General features: G+C 71.9%; 20 protein-coding genes. 11 read left to right on the forward strand and 9 right to left on the reverse strand.

Going from position 1 to position 22,550, the window contains the following annotated elements:
- Positions 1-220: 220 nt before the first annotated feature.
- Positions 221-1,471, reverse strand: coding sequence for a DUF418 domain-containing protein (locus AC0VY3_RS11920; protein ID WP_475549576.1), 1,251 nt, complete (start codon positions 1,469-1,471; stop codon positions 221-223).
- Between the two features lie 358 nt (positions 1,472-1,829).
- Positions 1,830-2,225 (reverse strand): hypothetical protein, encoded by a 396-nt coding sequence (locus AC0VY3_RS11925; protein ID WP_258047355.1) that lies wholly within the window; start codon positions 2,223-2,225, stop codon positions 1,830-1,832.
- Between the two features lie 375 nt (positions 2,226-2,600).
- Here AC0VY3_RS11925 and AC0VY3_RS11930 point away from each other — a divergent pair, with 375 nt between their 5' ends.
- Both AC0VY3_RS11930 and AC0VY3_RS11935 read left to right on the forward strand, forming a co-directional pair.
- A complete protein-coding gene (locus tag AC0VY3_RS11930; RefSeq protein ID WP_258047357.1) occupies positions 2,601-3,236 on the forward strand; it encodes a response regulator in 636 nt (211 codons plus the stop codon).
- Positions 3,233-4,354, forward strand: coding sequence for a sensor histidine kinase (locus AC0VY3_RS11935; protein ID WP_103511745.1), 1,122 nt, complete (start codon positions 3,233-3,235; stop codon positions 4,352-4,354). The genes AC0VY3_RS11930 and AC0VY3_RS11935 overlap by 4 nt, the downstream gene beginning before the upstream one ends.
- A 130-nt stretch (positions 4,355-4,484) precedes the next feature.
- Here the strand turns inward: AC0VY3_RS11935 and AC0VY3_RS11940 are convergent, their stop codons facing one another.
- Positions 4,485-5,765 (reverse strand): exo-beta-N-acetylmuramidase NamZ family protein, encoded by a 1,281-nt coding sequence (locus tag AC0VY3_RS11940; protein WP_475549577.1) that lies wholly within the window; start codon positions 5,763-5,765, stop codon positions 4,485-4,487.
- Positions 5,766-5,988: 223 nt separating this feature from the next.
- On the opposite strand from AC0VY3_RS11940, the gene AC0VY3_RS11945 reads away from it, so the two are divergent.
- The 4 genes from AC0VY3_RS11945 to AC0VY3_RS11960 all read left to right on the forward strand — a co-directional run bounded on the left by AC0VY3_RS11945 (position 5,989) and on the right by AC0VY3_RS11960 (position 10,979).
- Positions 5,989-6,759, forward strand: coding sequence for an SDR family oxidoreductase (locus AC0VY3_RS11945; protein ID WP_475549578.1), 771 nt, complete (start codon positions 5,989-5,991; stop codon positions 6,757-6,759).
- Positions 6,756-8,558: an AMP-binding protein gene (locus AC0VY3_RS11950; RefSeq protein ID WP_258047356.1), complete on the forward strand. Its 1,803-nt coding sequence runs from the start codon at positions 6,756-6,758 to the stop codon at positions 8,556-8,558. The genes AC0VY3_RS11945 and AC0VY3_RS11950 overlap by 4 nt, the downstream gene beginning before the upstream one ends.
- Before the next feature lie 49 nt (positions 8,559-8,607).
- Positions 8,608-9,201 carry a TetR/AcrR family transcriptional regulator gene (locus tag AC0VY3_RS11955; protein ID WP_103511748.1) on the forward strand — a complete coding sequence of 198 codons (594 nt, stop codon included), beginning with the start codon at positions 8,608-8,610 and terminating at the stop codon, positions 9,199-9,201.
- A gap of 440 nt (positions 9,202-9,641) precedes the next feature.
- Positions 9,642-10,979: a M28 family metallopeptidase gene (locus AC0VY3_RS11960; RefSeq protein ID WP_475549579.1), complete on the forward strand. Its 1,338-nt coding sequence runs from the start codon at positions 9,642-9,644 to the stop codon at positions 10,977-10,979.
- Between the two features lie 68 nt (positions 10,980-11,047).
- On the opposite strand, the gene AC0VY3_RS11965 is transcribed toward AC0VY3_RS11960, so the two are convergent.
- Complete coding sequence (locus tag AC0VY3_RS11965) at positions 11,048-12,262, reverse strand: acyl-CoA dehydrogenase family protein (protein ID WP_475549580.1); 1,215 nt, start codon at positions 12,260-12,262, stop codon at positions 11,048-11,050.
- 6 nt (positions 12,263-12,268) lie between these two features.
- Positions 12,269-13,291 (reverse strand): phosphotransferase family protein, encoded by a 1,023-nt coding sequence (locus AC0VY3_RS11970; protein WP_475549581.1) that lies wholly within the window; start codon positions 13,289-13,291, stop codon positions 12,269-12,271.
- Positions 13,292-13,451: 160 nt separating this feature from the next.
- On the opposite strand from AC0VY3_RS11970, the gene AC0VY3_RS11975 reads away from it, so the two are divergent.
- Together AC0VY3_RS11975 and AC0VY3_RS11980 are read left to right on the forward strand one after the other, a co-directional pair.
- Positions 13,452-14,741, forward strand: a complete 1,290-nt coding sequence (locus AC0VY3_RS11975; protein ID WP_475549582.1) for an enolase C-terminal domain-like protein — start codon at positions 13,452-13,454, stop codon at positions 14,739-14,741.
- A 241-nt stretch (positions 14,742-14,982) separates the two neighbouring features.
- Complete coding sequence (locus AC0VY3_RS11980) at positions 14,983-15,918, forward strand: NADP-dependent oxidoreductase (RefSeq protein ID WP_103511754.1); 936 nt, start codon at positions 14,983-14,985, stop codon at positions 15,916-15,918.
- A gap of 44 nt (positions 15,919-15,962) precedes the next feature.
- Here the strand turns inward: AC0VY3_RS11980 and AC0VY3_RS11985 are convergent, their stop codons facing one another.
- From AC0VY3_RS11985 to AC0VY3_RS11995, 3 genes are read right to left on the reverse strand one after another with little or no spacing between them, the layout of a single operon-like run.
- Complete coding sequence (locus AC0VY3_RS11985; RefSeq protein ID WP_103511755.1) at positions 15,963-16,274, reverse strand: DUF202 domain-containing protein; 312 nt, start codon at positions 16,272-16,274, stop codon at positions 15,963-15,965.
- Positions 16,271-16,666, reverse strand: a complete 396-nt coding sequence (locus AC0VY3_RS11990; RefSeq protein WP_103511756.1) for a YidH family protein — start codon at positions 16,664-16,666, stop codon at positions 16,271-16,273. The genes AC0VY3_RS11985 and AC0VY3_RS11990 overlap by 4 nt, the downstream gene beginning before the upstream one ends.
- A 36-nt stretch (positions 16,667-16,702) precedes the next feature.
- The gene (locus AC0VY3_RS11995) at positions 16,703-17,212 is read right to left on the reverse strand and encodes an NUDIX domain-containing protein (RefSeq protein ID WP_242737229.1); all 510 of its coding nucleotides are present in this window, start codon (positions 17,210-17,212) and stop codon (positions 16,703-16,705) included.
- Between the two features lie 119 nt (positions 17,213-17,331).
- On the opposite strand from AC0VY3_RS11995, the gene AC0VY3_RS12000 reads away from it, so the two are divergent.
- A complete protein-coding gene (locus AC0VY3_RS12000) occupies positions 17,332-18,987 on the forward strand; it encodes an FAD-binding dehydrogenase (RefSeq protein ID WP_103511758.1) in 1,656 nt (551 codons plus the stop codon).
- Between the two features lie 220 nt (positions 18,988-19,207).
- Here the strand turns inward: AC0VY3_RS12000 and AC0VY3_RS12005 are convergent, their stop codons facing one another.
- Positions 19,208-19,633, reverse strand: a complete 426-nt coding sequence (locus AC0VY3_RS12005) for an ASCH domain-containing protein (RefSeq protein ID WP_103511759.1) — start codon at positions 19,631-19,633, stop codon at positions 19,208-19,210.
- Positions 19,634-19,847: 214 nt separating this feature from the next.
- On the opposite strand from AC0VY3_RS12005, the gene AC0VY3_RS12010 reads away from it, so the two are divergent.
- Together AC0VY3_RS12010 and AC0VY3_RS12015 are read left to right on the forward strand one after the other, a co-directional pair.
- On the forward strand, positions 19,848-20,819 hold the full coding sequence (locus tag AC0VY3_RS12010; RefSeq protein WP_475549583.1) for a hypothetical protein: 972 nt from the start codon (positions 19,848-19,850) through the stop codon (positions 20,817-20,819).
- 63 nt (positions 20,820-20,882) lie between these two features.
- Positions 20,883-22,454, forward strand: coding sequence for an APC family permease (locus AC0VY3_RS12015; RefSeq protein WP_103511761.1), 1,572 nt, complete (start codon positions 20,883-20,885; stop codon positions 22,452-22,454).
- Positions 22,455-22,550 lie beyond the last annotated feature (96 nt).

Raw genomic sequence — 22,550 nt, forward strand, 5'->3', positions numbered from 1 at the left:
CCGCACCACGGGGCCCCGGGGGCGCCCGCCACACCGGTCGCCGCTTCGCAGCACACGAGGGCTTCGGAGAAGTCCTCGCCCCCGGGTGATCGGTCCGCGCCAGCAGGATCTGGTACGGGTTGCCGGGCGCACGGCCGAAGCCCGCAAGGGCTGATCCCTTTGCGGGCCGCGAGGGCCGTCGAGGCCCGGGGCGCGTTGGCCGACCGCCCCCACCCCGCTCCTATCGGACGTACTTCGCCGGTTTGGTGGCGGCGTTGAGCAGCGACTCCAGCGGTCCGCGGCGGAAGAATCGGGACCAGATCGCGGCGAACACGATCGCCCCGAGGATGAACGCGAGCACGGGCAGCCACGACGCTTGGCTGCTTTCGCCGGTCGGCACGCCCACCACGGACTGCACGACAAAGTGGCCGACGTAGGCCGTCAAGGACATGGTGCCCACGGCGATGATCGGTTTCGCCATGCGGCGCAGGAGCGGCAGACGGTCCATCAGCACCGTCGCGCACACGATCACGAGGATCGCGACGCCCACGCTGCCGATGATGTCGAATGTGGTGCCGCTGTGCGGCCCGGCGGTCAGCAGTTCCGAGGCCGCCCCCTGGCCCTCGAAGGATCCGCTGCCGAAGGACACCGGCTCGGAGCCGGCGGACGACTTCCCGCCCTCCGCCATGCTCCGCAACGCGTCCTTGCCCGCCAGCAGCAGGGACATGCCGTACGCGGCCACGGTGAGGGCGGCACCGAGCGCGGCCAGCCGCCACTGAACGGCGGCGGCGGAAAGGTCGAGGCGGGCCAGCGCCATCCCGGCGACCACGAACGGCATCCACGTAATCGCCGGGTAGAAGCCGGTGAGCAGCAGATCGAGCACTCCCACGTCGCTGAGAGCCTTGAGCGGGTCGTAGGTGTTGACGCTCTGCTGGACGGACTCGCTCAGCAGCGACTTCAGGACGAATGCCAGCTGCGGTGTGACCAGTGCGAGTCCGGCCGCGATCATCGCGAGCATCCCGGCACGCAGTCGCACCAGGGGCAGTGAGAGCAGGAAGTAGACGCCGTAGAAGGCGAGGATGATCACACCCCCGTACTCCATCGCCAGTGCGGTGCCCAGCGCCAGCAGGACCACGGCGCGGATCGCGATCCGCGCTTTCGCCTGCCGTCCGGCCAAGCCGGTCTTCGGCTCACGGCGGCCGCCGATCAGCATCAACGAGAACCCGGCGAGGGTGGCGAACAGGACCGACGAGTGGCCGTCGGCCAGGTACCGCACCCAGCTGCCGACGCCGTCCGTGGCCGACAGCGGGGGCCCGATGTGGACGATGTACATGCCGAACACCGCCAGCGCGCGGGCCACGTCCAACCCGACGAGGCGCCCCAGCGACGGACCGGCCGAGGAAGGCAGAGCGGTCTCGGGTGAGGTCCGGGGTTGCGGAGGGGAGTGCACCTGCGGAGCTGATGTCTCGTGCGGCGGCTGCGTATATGTCATGGAGACAACCTCGTGCTGACGGCGGGTGACGGGCCATCCGGCAGCCTTCGGTGACCGCCCCGCCGGTCGGCCGGGACCGCCCCGCCGGTCGGCCGGGACCGCCCCGCCGGTCGGCCGGGACCGCCCCGCCGAACGGCGGGGCCGGACCGCGGCCGCCGCCTCGGAGCGGGTCACTCGCAGCACCGGAGCAGCGACGCCCGCAGCTACCGGCGACCGACATCCTTATGTGATAAGGGCGTTGGCCACCACGACGGCCAGGCCGATGAGCGCGTCCGCCGTGCCGATCTTCAAAGGGGAGCCCCAGGTGCGTCCTCCGGCGCGGGCGGCAAGCAGCTCCAGGCGAACAGCAGCGCCACGTTCACGGCGAGGGCCACGTCCTCGGTGGCTCGCGAGGGCCACCAGCCCCATGCCGCGCCGAGCGGCAGACCGGCGTCGGTGCCGTCGCCAGGACCAACGGCCGCTCGGACAGCAGCAGACGTGCCGCGGCGCGCACCCCGTGGACGGTCTGGTCGCCGCGCCGGGCGATCAGACCGTCCACGGGGTGCGCCAGGGCAGACGTGATGGCCGTGACCGCAAGCCACTTCGCGCTGCTGAGCCGGTCGGCGGGCTCGGGCGCACCCTGTTCGGTCAGGGCGGCCACCACGGATCTGGCCAGCACTGCCCCGTACACACCGCCGAACAGCACATGGGGCCGCGCCGCCCAGTGACGCAGAACGCGGGCGGACTGGCGCAGGCGCAGAGACGACCGGGACATGGGCAGGTGGTCCTCTCACGGCACGGAAACGGCTGCGGCCCGCGGGCCCGGGCCGGCCACCCACCGATCCCACCGCGGAAGGGCCGCAGGTTCCATCCGCCGAGGTTCGCCCACCTGCCCGCCGAAGGGCCGGAGCGCCCCCCGAACGGCTGGAACGGGCCTGCCGGGTGGCGGGCGTCCCCCCACGACCGCGCCGTGGCGCGCCGGAGCGGACGTACGCTCGACAGCAAGCGATCACCGTACGAGAGCCGTAGTGCCCTGTGCCGCCTACGGGTCGCCCGTGAATTGAGACGAAGCAGACGAGTGTGAGGCGGAACGCCGGTGATCCGGGTAGTGGTGGTGGACGACGAGGCCCTGGTGCGATCCGGCTTCCAGATGATCCTGAACGCGTCCGACGGCATCCAGGTCGTGGCGACCGCGGAAGGGGCACAGGCGGCCGACGTGATCCGCCGCGAGTTGCCGGACGTCGTACTCCTCGACATCCGCATGCCGGACGTGGACGGCCTGACCGTCCTGCGGCAGATCCAGACACTGCCCGAACCACCACACGTGGCCATGCTGACCACGTTCGACACCGACGAGTACGTCCTGACCGCGCTGCGCTCGGGGGCCGCCGGCTTCCTCCTCAAGGACACCGAGCCCGAACAGCTCGCCCAGCTGGTACGCACCCTGGCCGCGGGCGGGGTGGTGATGTCCCCGAAAGCCTCACGTGCCCTGCTGCGCGGTCACCTGGGGGCGGGAGCGCCCCAGGACGCGGAGGTGGAGCGCGTGGGCCTGCTCAGCGACCGGGAACGCGACGTCCTCGTCCTGGTCGCGGGAGGACTTTCCAACGCCGACATCGGCACCCGCATCCACTTGAGCGCGGGCACCGTCAAGGACCATGTCAGCTCGATCCTGACCAAGCTGCGGGTCTCCAGCCGTGTCCAGGCGGCACTGCTCGCGGAGCGGGCCGGGCTGCTCAGCAGGGACGGCGACGCCGCGGCCCGGAACACACGGGACCACGGGCGATGAGCAGGGGCCTGGCACTGTGGCGAAGGACGCCGGCCTGGGCGGTCGACGCGGGCCTCGTCGTGCTCGCCGTGGTCGATGCCTGGATCAACCTCTTCGACGAGGGAACCCCCCTCGTGTGGGCCTGCGTCGCCATCGGCAGCGCAGGGCTGCTCCTGCGCAGGCGCTTTCCGCTGGCCGTCTTCCTGCTGACGCTGCCCATGACGGTCTTCATGGACGTGGCCGTCGCCCCGATCACCGCCCTGTACACACTGGCCACGGTGACCCGCAACCGCCGGCTGCTGGTCGGCTGCGCCCTGCTGCACGCGGCGGCGGGCACCCTCGCCTGGCCCCTGTCTGACACGTTCACCGGCGACCGGACCTGGACGCTCATCCAGTTCATCTACACGCTGGCCACAGCCATCGCCCCGGTCCTGTGCGGCCAGCTCGTGCAGGCCAGGCACGACGTGGCACGCCAGCTCAAGGAGGTCGAAGAGGCCCGGGAGCACGAACGCGCCCTGCACGCCCAGACCGTCCTCGCCCGTGAACGGGCCCAGTTGGCCCGCGAGATGCACGACGTCGTCTCCCACCAGGTCAGCCTTATCGCCGTGCAGGCCGGAGCCCTGCAGGTCGCCTCCAAAGATCCCGACGCCCGCGAGGCCGCCCGCACCATCCGCTCTCTGAGCGTGAACACCCTCGACGAACTCCGCCACATGGTCACCCTGCTCCGCGCCTCCGGTGGCAAGGAAACCGAACTCGCCCCCCAGCCAACCCTCGCCGATCTCCAGCAACTGATCGCCAACAGCGGCATCGAGACAACCCTGACCGGCAAGCTTCCGCCGGACATCAGCACCACCGCCCAACGCACCGTCTACCGCACGATTCAAGAAGCCCTCACCAACGTGCGCAAGCACGCCCCCGGAGCCCGCGCCGAGGTACGCCTGTGGCACGACGCCCACCACTTCGGCGTCACCATCACCAACACAGCACCCACCCGCCCGGCCGTCGCCCTGCCCAGCTCCCGCCAGGGCCTGATCGGCCTGCGAGAGCGCGCCGAACTGCTCCACGGCACCTTCACCGCCGAACCCACCCCGCAAGGCGGGTACAAGGTCGAACTACGAGCCCCCGCCCGACCCGACTGAAACCGACCCCACGAGCACCGGCCGTACCCTCAACCGCCGTGAACCACACCACCACGAACCGGACGCGATCGCTGCTGAGCACGTGGCTGTGCACGATCAGCCGCGTGAACAACCCTGCGGGTCAATACACCTAGCCCCCGTACCGCAGATACCTCCGCCGCTTCGCCCGGAACGCCGACAGGTCCCGCTGCCAGGCCCGTACGACCTCGTCGGTGTCCGCGCCCGCGTCGATCATCGTGCGGACCCGGGTGTTCCCGGTGAGCTTGTCGATCCAGTTGTCCGGCCGCCAGGCGAAGCCGCTCCAGGTCTGTTTCGCCGTCACCAGCAGGGCGATTCCGGTGTGGACCGGGTCGAACACCTCCCGGTCCTGGACGTGTACCTGCACCCCGCCCACCGTCTTCCCCTCGAACTTGGAGAACACCGGCGCGAAGTACGCCTCGCGGAAGGCCACCCCCGGCAGCTCCAGCGCGTTCGCGGCGGCCGCCCAGCCACGGTCGATGCCCTCCGCGCCCAGCAGTTCGAAGGGGCGCGTGGTGCCCCGGCCCTCGGAGAGGTTCGTGCCCTCGAAGAGACAGGTGCCGGAGTAGACGAGCGCCGTCTCGGGCGTCGGCATGTTCGGGCTCGGGGGCACCCACGGCAGCCCGGTGTCGTCGAAGAAGTCCGAGCGCCGCCACCCCGACATCGTCACCACGTCCAGCCGCACCGGATTCTCGTGCAGGAACTCTGCGTTGAAGAACAGGGCCAGCTCCGCCACCGTCATCCCGTGCGCCTGGGCGATCTCCCGGCGGCCGACGAACGTGGCGAACGCCGGGTCCAGCACCGGCCCGAGCGCCGCCCGCCCGGTCACCGGGTTCGGCCGGTCCAGCACCACCAGGCGTTTGCCCGCGAGCGCGGCCGCCTCCATGCAGTCGTACAGCGTCCAGATGTACGTGTAGAAGCGGGCGCCCGCGTCCTGGATGTCGAAGACGACGGTGTCCACGCCCGAGGCGGTGAAGATGTCCGCGAGGTCCTGCCCGCTCTTGAGGTACGTGTCGTAGACCGGCAGCCCGGTCGCCGGGTCGTCGTAGCGCCCCTCGGAGCCGCCCGCCTGCGCGGTGCCCCGGAACCCGTGCTCGGGGCCGAACACGGCGGTCAGGTTCACCCGTGCGTCCGGATGCATCACATCGACGATGTGCCGGACGTCGGCGGTGACGCCGGTCGGGTTGGTGACGATGCCGACCTTCTGGCCCCGCAGCAGCCGGTAGCCGTCGGCCGCCAGCCGGTCGAAACCGGTACGCACCCGGCCGCGTCCGGGCCCGGAGCCGTGCCCGGACCCGGTCGAGGCGGCGGCGGGACCGGTGCCGGCCGCCGTCGCCGCGAGCGCTCCCACGGCGCCTCCCGCGGCCAGCAAACCACGTCGGGACAGGCTCATTCCGCTACCTCCATGATCGCGCCGACTGTCATGGCCACGCACGCTAGCGCGGGCCGGGGCCGCGCGGAACGACCTGGGCCGCGCCGATTCCCCGAGCCGGTCCCCACACCCCTCCCGGGCCCCCGCCCGGTCCGTTCCCGGCCCTTTCCCGATGACATACCGACCGGTTAGTCTGCCGGTGCGGTCGGACGGGACCGGACGGGGCCGGATGAGGAAAGGCGGGATGGCGATGGGTTCGGTGCAGGACGCCGGCGTAGTGGTCACAGGGGCCGGAGGCGGCATCGGAGCCGCTCTGGCCCGCAGGTTCGCCGCCGGGGGAGCGCGGGTCGTCGTCAACGACCTCGATCTCGCCCGGATCGAGCCGCTCGCGAGGGAGATCGGCGGGACCGCCGTCGCCGGGGACGCCTCGGGCGTCGTGGACGCGGCCCGGGAGGCGCTGGACGGCACCGTGGACGTCTACTGCGCCAACGCGGGCCTGGCCTCGCCCGGCGACGCGTTCGCCGACGAGGAGGTCTGGGCCGCCGCCTGGGACGTCAACGTGATGGCCCATGTCCGCGCGGCCAGGGCCCTGCTGCCGGAGTGGCTGGAGCGCGGCAGCGGCCGGTTCGTCACCACCGCCTCCGCCGCCGGGCTGCTGACGATGATCGGCGCGGCGCCGTACAGCGTCACCAAGCACGGGGCGGTCGCCTTCGCCGAGTGGCTCTCGCTCACCTACCGCCACCGCGGCGTCAAGGTCCACGCGATCTGCCCGCAGGGTGTACGTACCGACATGCTCACCGCCGCCGGTTCGGCCGGCGAGCTGGTCCTCGCCCCCGGCGCCATCGAGCCGGACGCCGTCGCCGACGCCCTGTTCGAGGCGATGGACGCCGACCGCTTCCTGGTCCTGCCGCACCCGGAGGTGGCCGGCTACCACCAGGCCCGCGCCGCCGATCCGGACCGGTGGCTGGGCAATATGAACCGCCTCCAGCAGAAGTGGGAGGCGAGCGGCGCATGAGCGACCCGACCCCCGGCCCCGTGACCCCCGGCCCCGTGACCCCCGGCCCCGTGACCCCAGGGCCCGCGGCCTCCGGCTCTGCGGCCTCCGGCTCTGCGGCCTCCGCCGCCACGACCTCCGCGGCCCGGGCCGCCACCGGGTCCAGCTACGCAGCCCAGCCGTGGCTGGCCCTGCTCAGCGACGCCCAGCGCGCCCCCGTCACCCCGCCCGCGACCGTGCTGCACGCCTGGCGGGCGGCCGTGGACCGGGCCCCGGACCGCACGGCCCTGGCCTACTTCGACGGCCGCCTGAGCTACCGCGAGACCGACGCGCTGTCCGACTCGGTGGCCGGGCACCTCGCCGCCCGGGGGCTCCGCCGGGGCGACCGGGTCGCGATCATGCTCCAGAACAGCCCGCACTTCGTCCTCGCACTGCTCGGCGCGTGGAAGGCGGGGGCCACCGTCGTCCCGCTCAACCCGATGTACAAGTCCGGCGAGGTCGGCCACGTACTCAAGGACGCCCAGGTCACCGCGCTGATCTGTGCGGACCGGGCGTGGGAGGCGTATCTGCGGGACACCGCGGCGGCCGCCCCGGACCTCACCATCGCCCTCACCGCCTGCGAGCTGGACCTCCAGAGCGTGAACGACCCCCGCGTCCTCGGCTTCGAACGGCTTCCCGCCCCCGGTCCCGACGACCTCGCGGACGATCTGCTGACCGCCGCCCGCGCCGGGCACCCGGCCCCGGCGGACCGCGAGCTCACCGCCGCCGACACGGCGCTGATCAGCTACACCTCCGGCACCAGCGGCACCCCCAAGGGCGCGATGAACGCCCACGGCAACATCATGGTCAACGCCGAACGCCAGCGCACCGGCCATCCGATCGCCGAGGGCTCCGCCTACTTCGCGCTCGCCCCGCTCTTCCACATCACCGGCATGGTCTGCCAGCTCTCCGCCTGTATCGCCAACGCGGGCACCCTCGTCCTGGCCTACCGCTTCGAGGCGGGCGTCGTCCTGGAGGCCTTCGCCGCCCACCGCCCCGCCTACACCGTCGGCCCCTCCACCGCCTTCATGGCCCTGGCCGCCCACCCGGACGCCACCCCGGACCACTTCTCCTCGTTCCGGGTGATCTCCTCCGGCGGCGCGCCCCTGCCGCCCGCGCTCGTGGAGAAGTTCCGCGCGGGCTTCGGCCCGTACATCCGCAACGGCTACGGACTCACCGAGTGCACCGCCCCCTGCGCCTCGGTCCCGCCCGAGCGCGAGGCTCCCGTCGACCCGGTCTCGGGCACCCTCTCCGTCGGCGTGCCCGGACCCGACACCGTCGTACGGATCCTCGACGAGGAGGGGCGGGAGGTGCCCTTCGGGGAGCAGGGCGAGATCGCGGTGCGCGGCCCCCAGGTCGTCTCCGGCTACTGGAACCTCCCCGAGGCCACCGCGGCCGCCTTCCCCGACGGCGAGCTGCGCACCGGCGACATCGGATTCATGGACGCGGCGGGCTGGCTGTACGTCGTCGACCGCAAGAAGGACATGATCAACGCCTCCGGGTTCAAGGTGTGGCCCCGCGAGGTGGAGGATGTCCTCTACACCCACCCGGCGGTGCGCGAGGCGGCCGTCGTGGGCGTGCCCGACGCGTACCGGGGGGAGACGGTCCGGGCGTACGTGAGCCTGCGCCCGGGGGCCTTCGTGGAGCCCGGCGAGCTGGGCGCGTACTGCAGGGAACGGCTCGCCGCGTACAAGTATCCGCGCGAGGTGGAGATCCTGACCGAGCTGCCGAAGACGGCGAGTGGGAAGATCCTCAGGCGGGAACTGCGTTCCCACCGCTAGAACGGCGTCGAAACAGCACATGCACAGTACGAAAGGAAGGTGGCGGCTCATGGCCAAGGCGACGGATCAGAACGGCACTCCCGTCCCTCAGAGGCTGCTGGCCGCCGCCACCCGGCTCTTCGCCGAGCGCGGGTACGACCGCACCTCGGTCCAGGAGATCGTCGAGGCTGCGGGCGTCACCAAGGGGGCGCTCTACCACTACTTCGGCTCCAAGGAGGACCTGCTCCAGGAGGTCTACGCCCGGGTGCTGCGGCTCCAGCAGGAGCGCCTGGACGCCTTCGCGGACGCCGAGGCGCCGGTCGAGCAGCGGCTGCGCGACGCGGCGGCCGACGTGGTCGTCACGACCATCGACAACCTGGACGACGCGGCGATCTTCTTCCGCTCCATGCACCATCTGAGCCCCGAGAAGAACAAGCAGGTGCGCGTCGAGCGCCGCCGCTACCACGAGCGCTTCCGGGCCCTGATCGAGGAGGGCCAGCGCGGCGGCGTGTTCTCCTCGGCCACCCCCGCCGACCTGGTCGTCGACTACCACTTCGGCTCGGTCCACCACCTCTCCACCTGGTACCGCCCGGACGGCCCGCTCAGCCGCCAGGAGGTCGCCGACCACCTCGCGGACCTGCTGCTGCGCGCCCTGCGCCCGTAGGGGTGTCTGAATCCATTCCGCGCGCGGGCGACGCCCGCACGGCACCTCGCGGGAGTACACCCAGTAGCTCCGCTGGGAGGACTCTCCGGCGCCTTGCGATGCACCGCACCTGACGCCGCCCGCTGATCCGCGCGGAATGGTCGGACGCTCCCTGGCACTGCCCGCCGGAGAGGCGATCCGGTGGCCCGCTCCGCGCGACGGGGCGAGTCTGGATGTATGAGGTTCGTCCGGCCTCCACCGGAGGCGTCAGCGTCCACGGGGAGAGCACTGTTCGTTAATAGAACGGACCTGTCCGGTTTCCGCTCTTGACGGAGCACTGTCATTTCCCCCAGCATCGGTCACGCATCGCGCACAGCCAGCTCCAGGACCCGACCGGGCACCGCGCGGCCGGGTACCCCCCGCACGTTCCGTCAGTCCCCAACGGAATCCGGAGCCCGTGAATGAGACCGAACCGTTTCACCCTGCGCAGATCTCCGGCGGCCGTCGCCGCCGTAGCCCTCGGAGCCCTCCTCGCGACCGCCGCGCCCAGCGCTCAGGCCGCCGGGGCGCCGACCCCGGAGGCAGCCGCAGCGGCGGCGCCCGACATCCCCCTGGCCAACGTCAAGGCCCACCTCACCCAGCTCTCGACGATCGCCGCGAACAACGGCGGCAACCGCGCCCATGGCCGGCCCGGCTACAGGGCGTCCGTCGACTATGTGAAGGCCAAGCTCGACGCGGCCGGATTCACCACCACGCTCCAGCAGTTCACCTCCAACGGCGCCACCGGCTACAACCTGATAGCCGACTGGCCCGGCGGCGACGCGAACAAGGTCCTGATGGCCGGGGCCCACCTCGACTCGGTCTCCTCCGGCGCCGGGATCAACGACAACGGCTCCGGCTCGGCCGCCGTGCTGGAGACCGCCCTCGCCGTCTCCCGCGCCGGGTACCAGCCCGACAAGCACCTGCGGTTCGCCTGGTGGGGCGCGGAGGAGCTCGGGCTGATCGGCTCGAAGTACTACGTCAACAACCTGCCGTCCGCCGAGCGTTCCAAGCTCTCCGGCTATCTCAACTTCGACATGATCGGCTCGCCCAACGCCGGCTACTTCGTCTACGACGACGACCCGGTCATCGAGAAGACCTTCAAGGACTACTTCGCGGGCCTGAACGTCCCCACCGAGATCGAGACCGAGGGCGACGGCCGCTCCGACCACGCCCCGTTCAAGAACGTCGGCGTGCCCGTCGGCGGGCTCTTCACCGGCGCGGGCTACACCAAGTCCGCCGCCCAGGCGCAGAAGTGGGGCGGGACCGCGGGCCAGGCCTTCGACCGCTGCTACCACTCGTCCTGCGACAGCCTGAGCAACATCAACGACACCGCCCTGGACCGCAACAGCGACGCCGCCGCCCACGCGATCTGGGCCCTGTCCTCCGACAGCGGCGAACCGCCCACCGGCGAAGACGTGTTCAGCAACACCGGCGATGTCGCCATCCCGGACGCGGGAGCCGCGGTGACCTCGTCGATCGCGGTCACCGGCCGGACGGGCAACGCCCCGGCCGCCCTTCAGGTGGGTGTCGACATCAAGCACACCTGGCGCGGCGACCTGGTCGTCGATCTGCTGGCGCCGGACGGCAGCGCGTACCGGCTGAAGAACTCCAGCAGCGGCGACTCGGCCGACAACGTCATCACGACGTACACGGTCAACGCCTCCAGCGAGGTGGCCAACGGCTCCTGGAAGCTCCGCGTCCAGGACGTGGCCCGACAGGACACCGGCTACATCGACAGCTGGAAGCTCACCTTCTGAGCATGCTGTGCGTGTAAGGGGCGGCCCCCTCCCGACGAGCACCTCGGGAGGGGGCCGCACCGCGTCCGTCAGACGTACCGCTTGATCTCCCGCCGGGCCAGCGACCGCTGGTGCACCTCGTCCGGCCCGTCCGCCAGCCGCAGCGTCCGCGCCGAGGCCCACAGCTCCGCCAGCGGGAAGTCCTGGCTCACCCCGCCCGCGCCGTACAGCTGCACCGCGGAGTCCAGGATGTCCACCACCGCGCGCGGGGTGGCGATCTTGATGGCCTGGATCTCGGTGTGCGCGCCCTTGTTGCCCACGGTGTCCATCAGCCAGGCCGTCTTCAGCACCAGCAGCCGCAGCTGCTCCACCGTGACCCGGGCGTCCGCGATCCAGTTCTGCACGACGCCCTGCGCGGCCAGTGGTTTGCCGAACGCCGTACGCGCCACCGCCCGCCGGCACATCAGCTCGATGGCCCGCTCCGCCATCCCGATCAGCCGCATGCAGTGGTGGATCCGGCCCGGACCCAGTCGCGCCTGCGCGATGGCGAAACCGCCGCCCTCCTCGCCGATCAGGTTCGCCGCGGGCACCCGTACATCGTGGAAGACCACCTCGGCGTGACCGCCGTGCGAGTGGTCCTCGTACCCGTACACCTGCATCGCGCGCCGCACCTCCACGCCCGGGGTGTCGCGCGGCACCAGGATCATCGACTGCTGGCGGCGGATGTCCTCGCCGTCCGGGTCGGTCTTGCCCATCACGATGAAGACCGCGCAGTCCGGGTTCATCGCCCCGGAGATGTACCACTTACGCCCGTTGATGACGTAGTCATCGCCTTCCCGTGCGATCCGCGTCTCGATGTTCGTCGCGTCCGAGGACGCCACGTCCGGCTCCGTCATCGCGAACGCCGAGCGGATCTCCCCGGCGAGCAGCGGCTCCAGCCACTGCTTCTTCTGCTCGTCGGTGGCGAACTGGAAGAGCACTTCCATGTTCCCGGTGTCCGGGGCGGCGCAGTTCGTCGCGGTGGGCGCGAGGTGCGGGGAGCGTCCGGTGATCTCCGCGAGCGGGGCGTACTGGAGGTTCGTCAGCCCGGCCCCGTACTCCGCGTCCGGCAGGAAGAGGTTCCACAGCCCCTGCCGCCGCGCCTCGGCCTTCAGCTCACCGACGACCGCGGGCGTGTCCCACGGCGAGGCGAGCCGGGCCCGCTGCTCCTCGGCGACCTGCTCGGCCGGGTACACATGCTCGTCCATGAACGCGAGCAGCCTGCTCCGCAGCTCCTCGGTACGGGCGTCGAATGCGAAGTCCATGGGGGTTCAGCCTTCCTGGAGGGTGGTGAGGCCGTGCTCGATGAAGACGGGGACCAGATCGCCGATCCGGTCGAAACCGGCGCCGACCGTCTGGCCGAGGGTGTAGCGGTAGTGGATGCCCTCCAGGATCACGGCGAGCTTGAACCAGGCGAACGCGGTGTACCAGGAGATGGCGGAGGTGTCCCGGCCCGAACGGGCCGCGTAGCGCTCGATCAGCTCGGCGGGGGACGGGTGCCCGGCCGCGCCGCTGGTGGTGGAGACCGGCGACTTGGGCAGTCCGAGGTCGGAGCTGTACATCACGAGCAGCCCGAGGTCGGTCAGCGGATCGCCGAGCGTGGACATCTCCCAGTCGAGGACGGCCTTGATCCGGTCGTCGGAGCCGAGGAGCACGTTGTCCAGGCGGTAGTCGCCGTGGACGACGGTGGGCGCGGGGGAGGAGGGCAGCTCGCGGCCGAGGGAGGCGTGCAGTTCGTCGATGCCGGCCAGATCACGGTTGCGGGAGGCGTCCAGCTGCTTGCCCCAGCGCCGCAGCTGCCGGTCCAGGAAGCCTTCGGGGCGCCCGAAGTCGCCGAGCCCGACCGCCCCGGGGTCCACGGCGTGCAGGTCGACCAGGGTGTCGACGAGCCCGAGGACCGCCGCCCGGGTGCGCTCGGCGCCCAGCGGGGCGAGCTGCTCGGCGGTGCGGTACGGGGTGCCCTCGACGTACTCCATCACGTAGAACGGGGCGCCGATCACCGAGTCGTCCTCGCAGAGCAGCAGTGGCTCCGGCACGGGTACGGCCGTGGGGTGCAGGCCGCTGATCACCCGGTGCTCGCGCGCCATGTCGTGCGCGGTGGCCAGCACATGGCCGAGCGGAGGCCTGCGCACCACCCACTGTCCCGTCCCGTCGCCGACGACGTACGTGAGGTTCGAGCGGCCGCCCTCGATCAGCCGCGCTTCGAGGGGTCCGCTCACCAGCCCCGGCCGCTCGCGGTCGAGATGGCCGCGCAGCAGCTCCGGGTCGAGACCTGGTGGGGGGACTGGGCTCATGGTGCGTACCTCCGGGCGACGGCGACGGAACGAGGTGTCCGAACGATCGGAACCATGATGCCGACCAGTCGGTATGTCGTCCAGTGCCTCCCCGGAACCGGCCGACGGCAAGTCCGTCACGACCCTGGCGGCGGTATGCATCCTTGAATACAGTTCATGTATGCATACAGCTCTGGTGATCGAAGACGTCCGGCTCACCCCGATCCTCGTGTCCGACCCGCCCCTGCTGAACACCCAGGGCGTCCACCAGCCCTACACCCCGCGCCTGATCGTGGAGGTCGTCACCCGGGACGGAACGACCGGGGTGGGAGAGACGTACGGCGACAGCGTCTACCTGGAGCCCGCGCGTTCCCTCGCCGAGGCGCTGCCCGGCCGGGCGGTCACCGATCTGAACGGGCTGTTCGCCCTGGCCGATGAGGTGTGCGGGGACTCGGGGGCCGCCGACGACCGGGTCGACGCCGGAGGGCTGCGCGGGGTCAGGAACGCCGAGAAGATCCGGCTCTCCGTCGTCTCCGCCTTCGAGGTCGCCTGCCTCGACGCCCTCGGCAGGGCCCAGGGCCTGCCGGTGCACGCCCTGCTCGGCGGCAAGGTCCGCGACACCGTCGAGTACAGCGCGTACCTCTTCTACCGCTGGGCCGCCCACCCCGGCGCGGGCGAGGCCGACGACTGGGGCGCGGCGCTCGACCCGGCCGGAGTCGTCGCCCAGGCCCGGCGCTTCGCCGACACCCACGGCTTCGGCTCCTTCAAGCTCAAGGGCGGCGTCTTCGAGCCCGACCGGGAGATCGCCGCGATCCGCGCCCTGGCCGAGGCGTTCCCGGGCCGCCCGCTGCGCCTGGACCCGAACGGCGCCTGGACCGTACCCACCTCGCTGTACGTCGCCGACCGGCTGAAGGACGTCCTCGAATACCTGGAGGACCCCACCAGCGGCACGGACGGCATGGCCATCGTCGCGGCGTCCACCGACGTCCCGCTCGCCACCAACATGTGCGTCACCACCCTCGCCGAGGTACCGGACGCCTTCGCCCGCGACGCCGTCCGGATCGTCCTGAGCGACCACCACTACTGGGGCGGACTCACCCGCACCCGGGAACTGGCGGGCATCTGCCGCACGTTCGGCGTCGGACTCTCCATGCACTCCAACACCCACATCGGCATCAGCCTCGCCGCCATGACCCACGTCGCCGCCACGGTGCCGGACCTCGCCCACGCCTGCGACAGCCACTACCCGTGGCAGACCGAGGACGTCATCACCGAGCGCCACACCTTCACCGACGGCCGGCTGACCGTCTCCGACGCCCCGGGCCTCGGCGTCGAACTGGACCGCGACCGCCTCGCCGCCCTGCACCGCCGCTGGCTGGAGGACGACGGCGCCTACCGCGAGCGGGACGACGCCGCGGCGATGCGCGCCGCCGACCCGGAGTGGGAGACACCGACGGTCCCGCGCTGGTGAGCCATCCGGCAACGGCTGATACCGCCCACGCCGGCTCCTCCTCGTCAAGGCGTCCGACCACCTTCCGGCCCACCGGCCCCTGACGGTCGGCGGGCTGGACCGGGCCGCCTGCCTGGAGACCACCACCGCCTTCCTCATCGGCCTCCGGCACTCCGGCCACGACCCCCACCCCCCGCTGCCGCCGCCCACGGCGGTACGGCCCTGAGTTGCGGCGACCCTGACCTGCACGGAAGGTCGAGGGATGAAGGCGATCAGCTACCACGCGTACGGCTCCGCGGACGTCCTGGAGTACGGCGAGCGGCCCGACCCCAAGGTCGGCCCCGACTCCGTCCTGGTGAAGGTGCGGGCCGCCGCCGTCAACCCGGTCGACTGGAAGGCCCGCGAGGGCTACCTCCAGGCGGGCCTCGAAGCCGTCTTCCCGGTGATCCCCGGCTGGGACGTCTCCGGGGTGGTCGTGCAACCCGGCGTAGCGGTCGACGAGTTCGCGGTGGGCGACGAGGTCATCGGCTATGTCCGCGAGGACTTCCTCTCGCGCGGTACGTTCGCCGAGTACGTCGCCGCCCCCGTGCGCACCCTGGCCCGCAAGCCGCTGCGCCTCAGCTTCGAGGAGGCGGCGGGCCTGCCACTGGCCGGGCTCACCGCGTACCAGGTGCTGCACCGCACGCTGAAGGTCCGCGAGGGCGACACCGTCCTGGTCCACGCGGCGGCCGGCGGCGTCGGATCACTCGCCGTCCAGATCGCCCGGCACGCCGGCTGCCGGGTCGTCGGCACCGCGAGCGCGCGCAACCACGAGCATCTGCTCAGCCTGGGCGCGGAGCCGGTGGAGTACGGCGAAGGCCTCGTCGAACGGCTGCGGGAACTGGTCCCGGGAGGCTTCGACGCCTCCTTCGACACGGTGGGCGGCGACGCCCTGCGCGCCTCCGCCGACACCCTCGCCCCGGGCGGCCGGCTCGCCTCCATCGCGGACAGCGAGGTCTTCTCCTACGGCGGCCGCTACGCCTTCGTGCGCCCCGACGCCCACGACCTGGCCGAGGTCGCGGAACTGGCCGAGCAGGGCATCGTCACCGTCCATGTGGACCGGGTGTTCCCGCTGGAACGGGCCGCCGACGCGTACCGGCTCAATCAGGAGGGGCGGACCCGCGGCAAGATCGTGGTGACGGTGGACTGGGCCGCCTGAACCGTCCCGCCGAAGCGGGTGCGCTCAGAGCCGCTCAACGCGGCTCAGAACAGCATCGCCGCCGCGAACACCGCCAGCGCCACCGTGCACAGCGTCGCCGTCAGCGTGGCGCGCGGCGCGAGCGGCGCGGGACGTGCCGCCGCCATCCGCAGCATCCGGCGGTGGGCCACCAGCAGGAACCCCAGCCAGGCCAGCGCGCTCAGCGAAACCGCGAGCAGCGCGGCCGGGGTCGCCCCGCTGTGCAGCGCCTGCCGCCCCGCCAGCACCGCGACGACCGTGGCGGACAGCGTCGTACGCCGCCAGGCCAGCCGGGTCCGCTCGGGCTGCAGCCCGGGATCGCGGCCCGCCGCCGTCACACGCCCTCCCAGCCGAAGAGGACCACCACCACCATCGCCACCGCGACGACGGCGACCACGAGACTCAGCAGCGTCGGGAACCGGGACACCGGCAGATCCTCGCCCCGCCGCATCGCCCGCTCGCAGCGCACCCAGTGGTTGACCGCCCGCAGCGCGCAGAGCACCCCGGCGGCCAGCAGCCCGAGCGCGAGCCCGGCCCGCACGCCCCACACCAGCTCGGGCAGGAACTGATCGACGGCGAAACCTCCGCCGATCAGGGCCAGAGCCGTCCGGATCCAGGCGAGGAACGTCCGCTCGTTGGCCAGCGAGAACCGGTAGTCGGGGGTGTCGCCCTCCTCCCGGACCCGCTGCGGCGCGAACCACAGCCGTACGCTCTGCGCGATCCTGTTCACACGGGAAACTCTACGGTGTGCGCGGCGCGGGCCTGATCAGCCGGCCCGGAGCTCCCGCAGCCGCCGGTACGCCTCCACCCCGTCGGGCACCCAGGACCACTCGCCGAGCCGTCGCTCCAGCTCCGCGTCGTCCAGGAAGGTGTGCCAGGCGACCTCCTCGGCCTGCGGGGCCACCGGCAGCTCGCACCGCACCTGGTAGACGGCCGACCACCAGGTGTGCTCGCCGTCGGCGTAGAGGAACCGGAACAACGGCTCCGGCTTCGGCAGCCCCGAGACCCCCAGCTCCTCCTCCGCCTCGCGCAGCGCCGCCTCGTCGTAGGACTCGCCCGCGCCCACCACTCCGCCGACGAACATGTCGTAGTGCGAGGGGAAGACCAGCTTCGTCGCCGTACGCCGGTGGACGAAGACCCGGCCCCGCGCATCGCGCGCCTCGATGAACACGCAGCGGTGGCGCAGCCCCCGTGCGGTCGCCTCGCCGCGCGGGGCCCGGCCGATGACCTCGTCGTTCTCGTCGACGATGTCCAGAATCTCGTCAGAGGGCGTCATACGTTTCATCCAACAGCACCCGGACGGTTGACGTGGCAGCGGCCGGTACCCAAGATCTGACGCACGGGTAACTTGAACGATTCTGCCGCCCCTGAGCCGCCCCGAACAGGATGGAACCCATGGCGTACGACGCTGATGTGATCGTGATCGGGGCAGGACTCGCCGGGCTGGTGGCCACCGCCGAACTGGTCGACGCCGGCCGTTCCGTGATTCTCCTCGACCAGGAGCCCGAGCAGTCCATCGGCGGCCAGGCGCACTGGTCCTTCGGCGGCCTCTTCCTCGTCGACTCGCCCGAACAGCGCAGGCTGCGGATCAAGGACAGCCGGGAACTGGCCCTGCAGGACTGGTACGGCACGGCCGGGTTCGACCGCGAGAAGGAGGACCACTGGCCGCGCAGGTGGGCCGAGGCGTACGTCGACTTCGCCGCCGGTGAGAAGCGCTCCTGGCTGCACCAGCAGGGGCTGCGGATCTTCCCGGTCGTCGGCTGGGCCGAACGCGGCGGCTACGACGCGACGGGCCACGGCAACTCCGTACCCCGCTTCCACATCACCTGGGGCACCGGCCCCGGTGTCGTCGCCCCCTTCGAACGGCGGGTCCGCGAGGGCGTCGCCAAGGGGCTCGTCCAGCTGAGGTTCCGCCACCGGGTCACCGGCCTCGCCCGCACCGCCGGGGCGCTGGACACGGTCACCGGCGAGATCCTGGAGCCCAGCGCGGCCGAACGCGGCACCGCGAGCAGCCGGGAGGCCACCGACACCTTCGAGCTGAAGGCCCAGGCGGTCATCGTCACCTCCGGCGGCATCGGCGGCAACCACGAACTGGTCCGTGCCCAGTGGCCCGAGCGCCTCGGCACCCCGCCCGAGAAGATGCTGTCCGGGGTGCCCGCGCACGTCGACGGGCTGATGCTCGGCATCGCCGAGAAGGCGGGCGCGCACCACATCAACCGCGACCGGATGTGGCACTACACCGAGGGCATCGAGAACTGGAACCCGATCTGGGCCAAGCACGGCATCCGGATCCTGCCCGGCCCCTCGTCGCTCTGGCTGGACGCGCGCGGCAAGCGGCTGCCGGTCCCGCTCTTCCCGGGCTTCGACACGCTCGGCACCCTCGAACACATCATGGGCTCCGGCCACGGCTACACCTGGTTCGTGCTCAACCAGCGGATCATCGGCAAGGAGTTCGCGCTCTCCGGCTCCGAGCAGAACCCGGACCTGACCGGCAAGTCGGTCCGCGACGTGATCGGCCGGGCCCGAGCGGACGTGCCCGCACCGGTCAAGGCGTTCATGGACCACGGCGCCGACTTCGTCGTGGAGAAGGACCTCGACGCACTCGTCCGGGGCATGAACGCGGTGACGGGCGACGGCCTGATCGACGCGGCCGACCTGCGCCGCGAGATCACCGCACGCGACCGGGAGATCGCCAACCCGTTCACCAAGGACCTCCAGGTCACCGCGATCCACGGCGCCCGCGCCTACCTGGGCGACCGCCTGATCCGCACCGCGAAGCCGCACCGGATCCTGGACCCGGCGGCGGGCCCGCTGATCGCCGTCCGCCTCAACATCCTCACCCGCAAGTCCCTGGGCGGCCTGGAGACCGACCTGTCCTCCCGCGTCCTGACCGCCGAGGGCACCCCGCTCCCCGGCCTGTACGCGGCGGGCGAGGCGGCCGGCTTCGGCGGCGGCGGAGTCCACGGCTACCGCTCCCTGGAGGGCACGTTCCTGGGCGGCTGCATCTTCTCGGGCCGAGCGGCGGGCAGGGCAGCGGCGCAGGCGCTCTAGGTGTATTGATCACGAGCGTTGTCAACGCTGGTGATCAACACACCTAGGCCTCTTCGGGCGCTCTCAGCTCCATGGTGGAGGACCGGGCCCGCCCTTCAAGCCCCTCCGGCCGTTCCTCAAGCCCCTCCGGCGATCGATGAGCGGGGTGTCCGGGGCAGAGCTCCGGCGTTCACCCGGCCGCAGGCCCGCCCTCACCCCGCGGACGAACCTGCCCCCACGGTCACCCCAACCGCTCGACCACCCGGAACCGCTCAGCCACGACCATCGTCCCGTCATGCACCGTGAACGCCGGATCCCCCATCGCCTCCCGCATCTCCGCGCTGTGCCAGAACCGCTCGTGCCCCGCCCGCCACTCCGCCACCGAGGTGTACCCCTCACCCTCGTCCAGCGCATGCCGCAGATCCACGGCCCCCAGCGGCAGCACCCGTACGCCGGTCACCTCCACCACCGCGACCTCCCGCCCGTCCGAGTCGATCAGCGCGGAGCGCTCGCCCACGGGCGGCAACTCCTCCTGCTCCAGCTCGTACTCGCAGAGCAAGCCGGTGGTGGACACCTTCTCGCCGGAGAGCACGGCCGCCACCAGCCGGTCGCGCAACGGCCCGGGAAAGGCGAGAAGGAAGGGCTTCAGAGGTTCATGTCGCTCCATGTGACCAGTGTGGCACCAGTGTGTCGGGCCTCACCCCGGCCCGCTCTCCCCGCCCGCACGCTGCGCCGATACCGTCGGGGGTTCGACCAGATCAAGCCAACTGGCCGGTATGTCGGAGCAGTTGCCTGCCGACGCCCCTTGACGTGGGGCATTGCCTACCGCTTTGCTGTGCGCGATCATCTGCTCGCACACCGCATCGAAAGAAGCCTGCGGCATGCCCCCGCCTCCGCCGCCCCTGGGCCGCTCCCGTCGTCGGGGCAGCCGCTCGGACCATGTCTTCGACCCGGCCCTCGACGACGACGAACTCATCGCCGCACGTGGCCGGTTCACCCAGGGCAGGTGGTCCGAGGCACGCACCCTGCTGGTGGACACCGGGCGGGACTGGGACCGGCGCGGACATCGTTTTCTGGCCCTCGCCGAGACCTCGTCCGCCGTGGACTGGGCCGGTGACTGGCTGCTCGCCGAACCCGAGAGCGCCGACGCCGCCATCCTGCTCGGCTGCGCCCGGGTCGTCCGCGCACTGCGGCCCAAGGTCAAGGCGAACGACGCCGCCCGCGCCCGCGAAGCCTGCCTGGCCGCCGCCCGCCTCACCCCTGAAGACCCCACCCCCTGGCTCGCGCTGCTCCTCCTGGACCGGGCCCGCGACGACGGCGCGGACGAGACCGGCAGGCTCTTCGAGGAGGTGCGCTCCCGCCACCCGGACCACCACCACGCCCACCATGTGATGACCGCGCTGCTGGCCGAAAGCAACCCCGCCAGCGGCCACGACCCGCTTCACGAGGTGTACGACTTCGCCGCCTGGGCCGCCGAACTGGCCCCCGCCGACTCCCCGCTGGCCGTGCTCCCTGTCGTCGCCCACGCCGAGCGCTACCGCGTCCTGGTCGCCGCCGGCATCGAGTCCGACGACCCGGCGGCCTCCGAGCACTGGTCCGGACGCCGGGCCCGCCAGGTGATGAAGGCCGCCTTCGACTGGTGGCTGGAATGGGAGCGCGAGGACCACCCGCGCCACCGCCTCGACCTGAACTTCCTGGCGCACGCCAAGGTCTGCGAGGGCCGGCCCGCCGAGGCGGCCGCCCTCTTCCACCGCATCGGGCCGTACGCCACCGCCGCGCCCTGGTCGTACTCCGGCCGGGAGCCCCACGCCGCGTTCACCGCCGCGCGCGCCTACGCGCTCGGCACCCCGTGAAGCACGAAGGACACCACCCGCCACGCCCACCGCGCTCACCATGAAGAAGGGACCAACCCCGCCATGTCGACCGGCAGTTCATTTTCCAGTGAGACCGGCACCACGAGGGGAACGGCCGATACCGGCGGGATCAACACCTACAAGGGCGAGGAACGCGCCCTGCGCGCGAACCGGCTCGGCACCTCGGGCCTCCTGCTGTCGGTGGTCGCGGCCAGTGCCCCCCTGATGGTGGTCGCCGGGGTGATGCCCACGGTCTTCGGCGTGATGGGCATCGTCGGCCAGCCGCTGCTCTACATCATCCTGGGCATCGTCCTGATGCTGTTCAGCGTCGGTTACGCGGAGATGAGCCGGCACGTCCACAACGCCGGCGCGTTCTACGCGTACATCGCCCGCGGGCTCGGCCCGACCGCCGGCGCCGGGGCCTCGCTCGTGGCGCTGGTGGCGTACAGCGCCATGCAGGTCGGCATCTACGGGATCCTCGGCTTCGAGGTGTCCGGCATCTTCGCCACGTACCTCGACATCGAGCTGGCCTGGTGGATACCGGCCCTGGTGTCGGCCGCCGTCGTCGGCGTCCTCGGCTGGCTGAAGATCGACCTCAACGCCAAGGTGCTCGGCGTCCTGCTGGTCATCGAGTGCGCCCTCGTGGTGATCTTCGACATCGCCGCCGTGAGCAAGCCGGGCCCCGAGGGCCTGTCGCTGCACGCCTTCAACCCCGAGACCCTCACCGGCGCCGGGCTCGGCACCGCGCTCTGCTTCTGCATCGCCGCGTTCGTCGGCTTCGAGCAGGCCCCGGTGTACGCGGAGGAGACCAGCCGCCCGCAGATCGTGGTCTCCCGGGTGATGTTCCTCGCGGTGGGCTACGCCGCGCTGTTCCTGGCGATCAGCTCCTGGGCGCTGACCGTCGCCGCCGGACCCGGTTTCATCGCCGACACCTCTCTCAAGGAGGGCCCCGGCATGCTGTTCGGCCTCACCGAGGAGCGGCTCGGCTCCACCTTCACCGACGTTCTGCACATCCTCTTCGTCACCGGGATGTTCGCGGCGCTCCTCAGCTTCCACAACGTGGTGGCCCGCTACGCGTTCGCGATGGGCCGCGAGGGCCTGCTGCCCGCCCGCTTCGGCCGCACCAACCGGGCCAGCGGAGCCCCCGGCACCGGCTCGCTGCTCCAGTCCGCCGTCTCCGTCGTGATCATCGCGGCCTTCGCCTTCACCGACGACAACCCGGTCGGCGACCCCACCGCCCCGGTCCTGCGGCTCTTCACCTGGATGGGCAACGTCGGGGCGCTCGGCATCATCCTGCTGATGGCCGCCGCCTCCTTCGCCGTCATCGCCTTCTTCGTCAAGCGCGGTGCGGGCCGCGCGCAGGCCCCGCGCCTGGTCGCCTCCGCCCTCGCCGGGCTCGCGCTGCTGGCGATCGCCGTCTTCACCGTCCGCGACTTCGACGTCCTCGTCGGATCGGGGCCCGGCTCGGCCCTCAACTGGCTGCTGCCCGGCGTGATCATCCTCGCCCTCGTCGGTGGCCTGGTGTACGGCGCGGTCCTGCGCTCGGTCAAGCCGGAGGTGCACGCCCGGATCGGCCTCGGCAACGAGGCGTTCCAGCTGGAGAAGGCGGCCGAGAGCGAGTCGGCCCGCCGCTGACACACCCCCGTACGCGCAACGCGAGCACGCGCCACGTACGTACGCGAAACGCCCGCCCCGGTGGCCTGCCCCGGGACGGGCGTTTCGCGTCCTGCC

It is taken from the genome of Streptomyces sp. iso_384, from assembly GCF_056172905.1.